This is a genomic window from Streptomyces sp. NPDC046862 (assembly GCF_040704615.1).
Taxonomy (GTDB): Bacteria; Actinomycetota; Actinomycetes; order Streptomycetales; family Streptomycetaceae; genus Streptomyces.
In genome coordinates, this window is the sequence record NZ_JBEYXP010000061.1 from 63740 (window position 1) to 73680 (window position 9941).

A 9941-nucleotide genomic window follows, 5' to 3' on the forward strand; every position below is an offset into this window, starting at 1 on the left:
ACACCGTTCTCCGCGCTCTCGCGCGACGGTCTTCGCCGAATGCCGTTGGTCGGCCCGAAGTCCCTTTCAGACGCGTACCTGGATCAGCGCGTGCGTCCCGCTCGTTCGCCACGTCTGGCCCTCCGCGGCGACGAGTTCCGGCTCCGTGGTCTCGTCGAGGCCGACGATCACGTCCGACTTGAGGGTGCGCAGGGCAGCCACCGGGCCGGGGAAGTACGCCGTCGGCGTCGCGAAGGGGGTGGTCGGCGGCCAGAGGCGGTCGCCCACGAGACGGCGGTAGTTGAGGTCGCCCTTCATGATCGTGAGGTCCGCTCCCGCGAACTCCTCGCGGAGGTCGTCCGGGATGTCCGCGTACGGCAGCGGGCCGCAGGAGAAGGGGTGGGCGCGGAGCACGAGGCGGCCGTCGGTCAGGGCGGACCACAGGCGCCGGCCGGCGGGCGTGTCCGCGGCGAGCAGGTGGCGTACGGCGTCGACGACGTCGGCGGTCGTGGCGTCGGAGACGTAGTACGGGTACGGCTTGAGGTGGAGTACGGCCCGTTCGACGCGGCCGTGCAGGAGGAGGTGGTCGGCGAGCAGCAGGTCGGGGATGAGTTCGCGGCCGGCGTTGTCGGCGACGACGACCAGGGTGCCTCCGGTCAGCAGGGGCCAGAGCGAGTCGCTGTCGTCCGCGACGAGTTCGGAGGGGGCGGACTTCTTCTCGCCCGCCTGGATGCGGAAGCCGAGGTCCGCCCGGTTGCCCCACAGCGAGCCGTGCAGCAGGGCCTGTCGCTGCTCCTCGGAGGGGCGGCCGTCCAGCCGGTCGAGCGCGGCGATCTCCTCCGCCGCCTCGGGGGTGTCGAGTTCGGCGAGCTTGAACGGGCGGAACGGATCGACGCCCTGCCAGGGACCGGACCCGAAGTAGCCGACGGCGCGCAGCAGCCTGCGGTAGAAGTAGCTCTCCGACCACAGGAACGGCACCTCGAACCAGGAGCGGCCGACGTACGCGTCCACGCCCCACGCCTCCCACCAGGCGTCGCCGTCCAGGGGCTCGATCGTGCCCTCGACCGCGCTCCTCAGCAGCGCGTCCAGCGCCCGGTGCTGTGCGGGGCCGTACGGGAAGGCGTCCCGTACCTTGCGGATGAGCGCGGGGTGACGGTCGGCCAGGACGCTGTGCGGGAAGGAGGCCGGGTCGGCGCTGTGGATGACGGGGGCGGCGTCAGGCATGGTCGGCCGCTCCTGCCTGGTGGACCGGATCGCGTACCGGGATGCCCGGCGGCAGGGCCACGTCCTTGACCTTCTGCTCCAGCTCGTTGGGGTAACCCGCCTCGGTCCACACGTACTTCTGGAACTGCTCGGGTGTCAGCGGCCCCGGCCAGGGGGTGCCGCCGGGGTAGAACACCGCCCCGCAGCCGGAGCAGTGGCACGCCGAGTGCCACAGCTCCTCCGCACGGGCCTCCCCCGCCGCCACGACGCGACGCTGACGTGCCTCGCCGCCGACCACGAGGATCGTGCCGACGAACAGCAGCACCGCCAGCAGCGAACCGCCGATCGTGTAGAGCGGCTTGTCGAGCTGCACTCCGCTGTACGCGAGACCGGCGCCCACGCCGGTCATCAGCGCGCCCTCGACGACGTGCAGGGCGGAGTCGCCACGGGACGTCACGCCCGGTTTCCTCGCCAGCCGGTCGGACAGGCCGTCGTGTACGGACGCCGGGTCGGCGCAGGTCTCCTGGACCGTACGGACCCCGGATCCTCCGCAGCCGGGACACTTCGTTCCAACGGGCGCTCGGGCCCCCTCGCTTTCCATGCGCCTACGCTAACGGCCGGCCGGTGCCTGCTCGCACCGGCCGGCCGCTTCACGTGGGGGGTGGCGGTCGGAGGAACCCCGGATCCTGTTGGTCAGCAGGATCCGGGGTGGATCATTGAGCTCAGCCGACTCGGCCGACTCAGAAGGTCAGCCGACTCAGAAGGTCAGCTTCCAGCTGTTGAGGGTGCCGGTGTCCTGCGCGGCCGTGTCCTGGACGCGCAGCTTCCAGGTGCCGTTCGCGGTCTCGCTGGACGCGTTGACCGAGTAGGTGGTGTTGACGTTGTCCGCGGAGTCCGAGGTGCTGGAGGACTTCAGCCGGTACGTCGAACCGTCGGGGGCGACGAGGTCGATCACCAGGTCACCGCGGTAGGTGTGGGTGATGTCGACGCCGACCTGGAGGGCGGAGGGCGCGTTGCCGCTGCGGCCGCTGACGGTGATCGGGGACTCGACGGCCGAGCCGTTGTCGGGGACGGAGACCGCGGAGGTGCTGGTGAAGGTGGTGCCCCCCGTGGAGCCGCCGCCGGATCCGCTCACCGCCTGCACCGTCTTGGCCGCGTCCGCGAGACCCGCGCCGCAGCCGCCCGAGCACGCGCCGGGCAGGGCACGGGCGTTGGCCTTGATCGCCGACTCGATCTGGGCGGGGGTCAGCGAGGAGTTCGCCGACTTCATCAGCGCGACCAGGCCCGCGATGTGCGGGGTGGCCATGCTGGTGCCCTGGTAGTACTCGTACGACTCCGTGGTCGGCGTCTTCGCGCCCGCGTTCAGCGTGGACAGGATGCCGTTGGCGGTGCCGGTGCTGGTCTGGCCTCCGGGCGCCGAGATGTCCACGAGGGAGCCGTAGTTGGAGTACGAGGCCCGGGCGCCGGAGCGGTTGGTCGCGGCGACCGTGACGACGTTGGAGCAGCTCGCCGGCGAGTAGTTGGCGGCGTTGTCGTTGCTGTTGCCCGCGGCGACGACGACGGTGGTGCCGCGGTTCACGGCGCCGTTGATGGCGCTCTGGGTCGCCGAGGTGCACGCCCCGCCGCCGCCGAGGCTCATGTTGATGACCTTGGCGACGTTCGTGTTGGCGGGGACACCGGAGACGGTGCCGCCGGACGCCCAGGTGATGGCGTCGACGATGTCGGAGTCGTAGCCGCCGCACTTGCCGAGCACGCGCACCGGGGAGATCTTCGCGCCGTACGCGATGCCCGCGATGCCCTTGCTGTTGTTGGTGACGGCGGCGATGGTGCCGGCGACGTGCGTGCCGTGCCAGGAGGAGTCACTGGCCGGGACGCCGGAGCCGCACTCGTTCGCGTTGTACCAGTCGCCCGGGTCGGCCGGGTTGCTGTCACGGCCGTTGCCGTCGACGGAGACCGCCGTGTCGGAGATGAAGTCGTAGCCGCCGACGATGTTGGCGGCGAGGTCGGAGTGGGTGACGTAGCCGGTGTCGATGACGGCGACGGTCACGCCGCTGCCGGTGGCGACGTCCCAGGCGCCCGGCACGCGCATGCCCGCGGTGGACTCGAAGAGGTCCCACTGCTTGGCGTACTCGGTGTCGTTCGGGTCGGCCTGCGGCGTGTTGAGGCGGTCCGGGGAGACGTACGCGACCTGGGGGTCCGCCTGGTACTCGGCGATGACGTCGGAGACGTCCTTCGTGGTGAGGTCGTCGCCGAGGTCGACGAGGGCGGCGCCGGAGCCGAGACGGCGCTGGAAGTCGACGTTCTCGCCGGTCTCCTTGCCCTTGGCCTCGGCGTCGGCGGAGGCGGCCTTGTTGGATTTGGCCTCGGCGGCGCCCGACTTGTAGCCCACGATGAGGCGTTCGGCGGGCACGGAGGGCGCGGACTCCGCGGGGCCCGCGAGCGCGGGGGCCGTCTCGGCCGCGGGGGTGGTCTTCTGGGCGGGTGCCTGGGCGACGGCGACGGAGGTGGTCATACCGGCCACCAGGGCCGCGGAGACCGCGGCGACGGATATCAGCTTCCGTCTCGCGGCACGGGAGGAGGAGATACGCAAGGGCTTGCCTTTCGTGGCCGGCTCCGGACAGCGGGGAGCGGCGGGGAACGCTTCGTCGTCGAAGCGGCGGGGGGTGCAGGAAAGGTGGCGTTACGGGGCCGGCCTGGCGTGAGCCGACCTCTTCGGGGTTACCTGTGGGTCAGCTGTGGCTGGAACGATAGGCATCGGCCCGGCCATGTGAATACGGGGAAAACCCTCGATCGGACAGGGAACTCACCCTCGCTGCCCGGCCATTGGCCGCTTGGGTCCCCTTTGGTGCGGGTTCCGGTCCCTCGTGGCGGGGTGGGACGAGCGTGGGGCGGGCACGGGGCGGGCGGCGTTGAACGGACGCGTGCGGTGGCTCGTACGAATCGGTGCACCGTGCCCTCACCCGGCGGCCGGTGCACCGCCACTGTCGACGGCCGAGGAGGGTCCACCCGATGGACCGGAAGCATCGGATTCGCTCGTACGTGCCGCACGGTCCCACCGCGTGCCGCACCGCTCTCACGGCCGCGGTCGCCGTCACGGCGCCGCTGCTGCTCACCACGTGGGCCGCGGCTCCGGCCGGGGCGCACGGCGCGCCGACGGACCCGGTGAGCCGGGTGTCGGCGTGTTCGCCGGAGGGCGGGGCGCAGGCGCGGTCCGCCGCGTGCGAGGCGGCCGTGGCCGCGAACGGGGCACCGTTCACGGCCTGGGACAACCTGCGGGTGGCGGGCGTGAACGGCCGTGACCGGCAGATGATCCCGGACGGCAAGCTGTGCAGCGGGGGTCTGCCCGCCTACAAGGGCCTCGACCTGGCCCGCGCGGACTGGCCCTCGACGCGTATGTCGCCGGGCTCGAAACTGAACATGACGTACGCCTCGACGATCCCGCACACGGGTACCTTCAAGCTGTACCTGACGAAGCCGGGGTACGAGCCCGGAAAGCCGCTCACCTGGTCCGACCTTCCGGCGAAGCCGTTCGCCGAGATCAAGGACCCGCCGCTGACGGACGGCGCGTACCACTTCTCGGCGAAGCTGCCGTCCGACCGGTCCGGGCACCAGGTGCTGTACACGATCTGGCAGAACACCAGCACCGTGGACACGTACTACTCGTGCTCGGACGTGGTGTTCCCGGACGCCGCGAAGGCCCGGGGCGACGGCGGGAACGAGGACGCGGACGGCGGCGGTGACGCGTCCGGCAAGGGCTCCGGGAAGGCTCCGGCCGACACGCCGACCGCGACCGGGACGGGAGCCGCGCAGGGCGGTGGCGCCGCCGGCGGGCAGGCGGACGGCGGGCAGGCCGACGGCGCGGGTTCCGCGGACCGGACGGCCGTGCCGGGCAGCCCGGTGTCGACGGCGACGCGTGACGACTCGGGCCCGTCGATGTCGCTGATCGCGGGGGGCGGCGCCGCGGCGCTGGTGCTCGCCGCGGGCGCCGCCCTGGTGTCGCGCCGGCTCAGGGGCCGGTGATCCCAGCCGACGGCCTGAGCCGGTGACTCAGTTCGTGACCGGGTTGGTGACTCGGGTGCGGACTCAGTTGGTGAAGACCGTCGCGCCGCCCTGGGTGGTGTCGGTGACGGGCGCGTACTTCGCCGTGAAGTAGCCGGTGCTGAAGCACAGGGACGAGCCCGAGACCTTAGAGAACGGCTGAGCGGAGAAGTTGATGCTGTTGTCGGCGTTGTTCGACGTGCCGCTGATGCTGGCCGCCTGGTAGACGCAGGTGATGGTGCCCAGCAGGGTTCGCAGGACGACGGTGGTCTGGAGGACCGAGCCGGAGCCCGGGGTGACCGTGACGGCACCGCCCGAGGAAACGGCGGCCGTGTAGGGCAGGTTGTCGACCTTGACGCTGGTGACGCCGGTGACGCCGACGACGTTGCTGGTGCAGTTGCTGAAGGTGTGCTCCTTGACCGACTCGGTGGCCGTGCCGGACGCCGCCGGGTTGGACGTGACGTCGGCCTTGAACGTCGACGTGGAGCAGGCGACGCCGCTGGTGCCGGTGGCGCTGGAGTAGAAGTTGGCGGTCGTGCCGGAGGCGAGCGACGCGTTGAGCTCGTCGCCGACCGCGACCGCGTTGCCGCCCGCGCTGCCGGTGGTCAGGACGGTGTCGGCGGCGGAGGCGGGGGTGGCGCCGACCGCCAGTACGAGGGCGGTGGCGGTGCCGGCGAGGGCCATGAGGGACTTCGTACGCATGGGGGTGCCTCTTCTCGAAGGGAGAACTGGGGGTGGGTGCGCGCGGCTGTGCACTCGGTGCACTCGGTGCGCGCGAAAGGGGGCACGGCGATGTGGCGCACCGCTGCCGGCCCGTGACGCCTTCTCCGTACGTGACGGGCCGACAGCGGCAGCGTGGTGGCCGGACACGGCCCAGGGAGGGGAAGGCGACCGTGCCACTGCCGTGAAAGGGGGTGGTGCTGCGATGGACCGCACAGCTCGGGAGGATGAAAGCGCTGCGCGACGGATCCGGCGCCATCGGATCCAGGGAAACCAGGGAGAGTTTTAGACCTGAGGAAGAGCCAACGTCAAGGCGGCGAAGCCAAGTTGATGGAACGTCATGATCTTTCCTGACGCTGCGTCAAGATCACTTGGACGAGCGGATGTTGAAGCCAAAACGACGAACCCTGAGGTGAGAGCGTTTCCCCTCTTCACAGATAGGGCACAACCAACATCGCTTTGCCACAAGCGCCTTGACCCTCGAATGTAACCACGGGTAACTTCCTGGCAGGCTACTGCGGCGTAGCAATCAAGCCCTTGTGCTGTCGGGAGGCACGGGGCTCGCGCCGCACAAACGCTGTCCGCGCCAGGACAACGTGCCGCCTGAGTTCCATTGCCTATTGCATTGAGAGCGCCAAGGGAGCAGACATGGCCTCACCCACGGACGCCACGGCGTCCAACGATTCCACCCCCGAGAGATCCGTCAGACGCGGTCGGGTCCGTGCGCGCCGCGCCGCCGTGATGGCGGTCCCGGCCACGGCGCTCACCGCGGCTCTGATGATCCTCACCGCCGAGGGTGCCCTCGGCGTCCAGTTCGCCATCTCCGGCATGCCGTTCGTGGTCACGGCCGACAGGCTCGACGGCAACGGCTTCGCACAGTACGGCTCGCTGGACGAGATGATCCCGGACAGCCCCAACCAGGGCGACACCGGCGGCCAGGTCCTCGTCGTCACCTCGGTCGTGAAGAACGGCACGCTGAAGAACCTCTGCCAGAGCGTCGACCTCGGCGGCATCCAGCTCGTCCTGACCGCCGGCGCCGGCAGCAAGCCGGTGAGCGTGAAGAACCTCGCCATCGACTCGGACGAGATCAAGGGCGACGCCGCGTTCAACAACATCGAGATCGGCCGCGACTCCAGCACCTTCGACAAGGTCGACCAGAAGGGCCCCAAGGGCGTCTACGGCCAGCAGGCGGACAAGGTCGTCATCACCGACCTGTACCAGCACAACTACGCCGCCACCGCCGCCGTCTTCAAGCTGCCGGACCTGCACATGAGGTTCGGGAGCAAGGGCTGCCCGCAGTGAACCGCTTCCGCGAGTGGAGGGGGCACCGGCCCTTCGCGGGCGGGCTGCTGCTCTCCCTGGGCGGAGCCGAGATCCTGGTGACCATGAAGGCACCCCTTCCGGTCATCCTGCACATCGGCATGCAGGGGCTCGCCGGGTACCTGATACCCACCGTGATGATCATCAGCGGGCTGCTGATCATGTTCAACCCCTCGCAGCGGCTGTTCTACTCGGTCATCGGTGCGCTGCTCTCGGTCGGCAGCTGGCTCACCTCCAACATCGGAGGGTTCGTCATCGGGCTGGTGCTCGGCGTGACCGGCAGTGTGATGGCCTTCGGGTGGCTCCCGGACCAGGAGCCGCGCAAGAAGCGGCACCTGCTGCGCCGCCACCGCGACCAGGCGTCCCCCGCCGCCACCCCGTAAGCCCGTCCCCCCACCGCATCCCCGTACCGACCCCCCGGCCCACGGCCGGAAGCCGGGCACGGGGATGTCGTACGTGGGACGGGCCGCGGCAAGGACGTGGACCGGGGGCAGGGGCAGGAACAGGGGGGTTCAGGGGGTTCAGGGGGTTCAGGGGGCGGGCTGGACCGAGAGGGCCGTCGACAGGGCCGCGTGGAGGCGGGCCGTGTCGGTGCACTCACGGCCGTACGCCGGGGGGACCTGCCAGTACAGGCCGGGACCCTTCGTGCGGAGCGAGGGCGGGACGGCCACATGGCTGCCGCGGCCCAGCACCTGGACCTCGGGAAGGTGCCAGTCATTCGCCTCACCGGGCGGGACCAGCCAGTAGAGGATGCCGCCGTAGCCGTCCCTGATGACCGCGCCGGTCCTTTCGCCGAGCAGCGCCAGCGCCCGGACGCCCGGGGCGGCCGGCACCCGCACCGCGTCCCACCAGCAGCCGGCGGCCACCGTGCGCACCTCGGCGCTGTGGGGGGACATCCATCGCGGGACCCTGCGGTCTGTCATCGCGCTCACCGGCCTTACAGAGGGTCCTTCGAGCGTAAGGAGCGTGCGGGGGCGTGGACTTGTCGGGGCGCGCACGGGAGTTGTCGGGGCGCGCACGGAAGTTGCCCCCATACGCAGCGCTCACCGGGCGTACTCGCCGGGCAACCGGACGGCGGCGTAGCGTGACGGACCGTATCGACGGTTCGACTGCCCGGGAGGCCCCGTGGGACACCCAACCCCCCTTGCGATTGACGCGACCGGCCGTGACATCCACGGTGAGGCCGCCCGGATCCGCGCGAGGGGCCCGGTGACCCGCGTCGAGCTCCCCGGTGAGGTCGAGGCGTGGGCGGTCAGCAGCACCGACCTGCTCAAGCGGCTGCTCACCGATCCGCGAGTGTCCAAAGACCCCCGCCAGCACTGGCCCCGGTTCATCGACGGCGAGATCACCCCGGACTGGCCGCTGTTCACGTGGGTCGCCGTGACGAGCATGTTCACCGCGTACGGCGGCGATCACAAACGCCTGCGCATCCTCGTCTCCAAGGCCTTCACCGCGCGCCGTACGGCCGCGCTGCAGCCGCGGATCGAGGAGATCACCAAGGAACTCCTCGACAACATCGAGGAGGCCGGGCGCCGGTCCGGAACGGTCGATCTGCGCGAGGAGCTGTGCTACCCGCTGCCGATCCGGGTGATCAGCGAGCTGTTCGGCCTGCCCGAGGAGAACAGCCAGGAGCTGCGGGAGCTGGTGGACCGCATCTTCGACACCTCGGCCGATCCGGGCGAGATGAACGCCGCCTACGAGCGCCTGTACGTCGTACTGGGCGAACTCGTCGCCACCAAGCGGAAGTCACCGGGCGACGACCTGACCACCGGCCTGATAGCGGCCCGTGACGAGGAGGGCGGCACCCGGCTCAGCGAGCAGGAACTGCTGGACACCCTGGTGCTGATGATCAGCGCGGGGCACGAGACCACGGTCAACCTCGTCGACAACGCGATCCACGCCCTGCTCAGCCATCCCGAGCAGCTCGCGCACGTGCGGTCGGGGCGGGCGTCCTGGGACGACGTGGTGGAAGAGACGCTGCGCCGCGACGCCCCCGTCGCCAGTCTGCCGCTGCGGTACGCCGTGGAGGACCTCGACCTCGGTGAACTCGGCGGGCCCGAGGGCGTGGTGATCCGCAAGGGTGAGGCGATTCTGGCCGCGTACGCCGCTGCCGGGCGGGATCCGGAGCGGCACGGTGGGGACGCGGACGTCTTCGACGTCACGCGGGTCGACAAGGAGCATCTGGCGTTCGGGTACGGGATGCACCACTGCCTCGGCGCTCCGCTGGGTCGTCTGGAGGCCCGGATCGCCCTTCCGGCTCTCTTCGAACGGTTCCCGTCCCTGGAACTCGCGGTTTCTGATGAGGAGTTGGGTCACGTGGACTCCTTCATCTCCAACGGTCACCGCCACCTGCCGGTCCGTCTCGGCTGAGGCCCCGGGGGCATCGGGGGTTTCCTCGCCCCCGCCGCCCCTACCCGTCCCATCCCCGGGGGCTCCGCCCCCATGCCCCCGGGTGGGGGTGTCTGACGTGGGTTGGTGCGGGTTGGGTGTGGCTGGTCGCGCAGTTCCCCGCGCCCCTAAAAACCGCGCAGCACCCCGCGCCCCACAATTCAGCCCCTTGGGGGCACCTCCCAGCGGTAGCTGGGGGAGTTTGAGGAGCGGGGTCCGGGGCGGAGCCCCGGGGAAGGGACGGGTAGGGGCGGCGGGGGCGAGGAAAGGCCCGTACCGCCCCGTCGCGTCAC

9 protein-coding genes are annotated in these 9941 nt (G+C 70.8%); 4 read left to right on the forward strand and 5 right to left on the reverse strand.

The features are described 5' to 3' along the window. Positions 1–66: 66 nt before the first annotated feature. The 3 genes from AB0959_RS44400 to AB0959_RS44410 form a co-directional block, all read right to left on the reverse strand. The gene (locus tag AB0959_RS44400) at positions 67–1203 is read right to left on the reverse strand and encodes a damage-control phosphatase ARMT1 family protein (protein WP_366832569.1); all 1137 of its coding nucleotides are present in this window, start codon (positions 1201–1203) and stop codon (positions 67–69) included. Beyond that, entirely contained in the window at positions 1196–1639 is a 444-nt protein-coding gene (locus AB0959_RS44405) for a hypothetical protein (RefSeq protein ID WP_366832570.1), read from the reverse strand. Before AB0959_RS44405 ends, AB0959_RS44400 begins: the two co-directional genes overlap by 8 nt. Positions 1640–1939: 300 nt before the next feature. Further along, positions 1940–3772, reverse strand: coding sequence for a S8 family serine peptidase (locus tag AB0959_RS44410; RefSeq protein ID WP_366832571.1), 1833 nt, complete (start codon positions 3770–3772; stop codon positions 1940–1942). 419 nt (positions 3773–4191) lie between these two features. Between AB0959_RS44410 and AB0959_RS44415 the strand changes: the two genes are divergently transcribed. Beyond that, a complete protein-coding gene (locus AB0959_RS44415; RefSeq protein ID WP_366832572.1) occupies positions 4192–5202 on the forward strand; it encodes a lytic polysaccharide monooxygenase in 1011 nt (336 codons plus the stop codon). A 63-nt stretch (positions 5203–5265) separates the two neighbouring features. Here the strand turns inward: AB0959_RS44415 and AB0959_RS44420 are convergent, their stop codons facing one another. Then, positions 5266–5922 carry a Tat pathway signal sequence domain protein gene (locus AB0959_RS44420; protein ID WP_366832573.1) on the reverse strand — a complete coding sequence of 219 codons (657 nt, stop codon included), beginning with the start codon at positions 5920–5922 and terminating at the stop codon, positions 5266–5268. A 666-nt stretch (positions 5923–6588) separates the two neighbouring features. Between AB0959_RS44420 and AB0959_RS44425 the strand changes: the two genes are divergently transcribed. Then, positions 6589–7242 carry a DUF6230 family protein gene (locus AB0959_RS44425; RefSeq protein WP_366832574.1) on the forward strand — a complete coding sequence of 218 codons (654 nt, stop codon included), beginning with the start codon at positions 6589–6591 and terminating at the stop codon, positions 7240–7242. Continuing rightward, positions 7239–7643 carry a DUF6114 domain-containing protein gene (locus AB0959_RS44430; protein ID WP_366832575.1) on the forward strand — a complete coding sequence of 135 codons (405 nt, stop codon included), beginning with the start codon at positions 7239–7241 and terminating at the stop codon, positions 7641–7643. Before AB0959_RS44425 ends, AB0959_RS44430 begins: the two co-directional genes overlap by 4 nt. 147 nt (positions 7644–7790) lie before the next feature. On the opposite strand, the gene AB0959_RS44435 is transcribed toward AB0959_RS44430, so the two are convergent. Continuing rightward, a complete protein-coding gene (locus AB0959_RS44435) occupies positions 7791–8156 on the reverse strand; it encodes a hypothetical protein (RefSeq protein ID WP_366832576.1) in 366 nt (121 codons plus the stop codon). A gap of 229 nt (positions 8157–8385) precedes the next feature. Between AB0959_RS44435 and AB0959_RS44440 the strand changes: the two genes are divergently transcribed. After that, positions 8386–9630, forward strand: coding sequence for a cytochrome P450 (locus AB0959_RS44440; protein ID WP_366832577.1), 1245 nt, complete (start codon positions 8386–8388; stop codon positions 9628–9630). Positions 9631–9941: the final 311 nt, after the last annotated feature.

Excerpts from the sequence above, each read along its gene's own strand:
- AB0959_RS44435 (WP_366832576.1), bottom strand. The coding sequence starts at position 8,156 with ATGTCCCCCCACAGCGCCGAGGTGCGCACGGTGGCCGCCGGCTGCTGG.
- AB0959_RS44425 (WP_366832574.1), top strand. The coding sequence starts at position 6,589 with ATGGCCTCACCCACGGACGCCACGGCGTCCAACGATTCCACCCCCGAG.
- AB0959_RS44420 (WP_366832573.1), bottom strand. The coding sequence starts at position 5,922 with ATGCGTACGAAGTCCCTCATGGCCCTCGCCGGCACCGCCACCGCCCTC.
- AB0959_RS44400 (WP_366832569.1), bottom strand. The coding sequence starts at position 1,203 with ATGCCTGACGCCGCCCCCGTCATCCACAGCGCCGACCCGGCCTCCTTC.
- AB0959_RS44415 (WP_366832572.1), top strand. The coding sequence starts at position 4,192 with ATGGACCGGAAGCATCGGATTCGCTCGTACGTGCCGCACGGTCCCACC.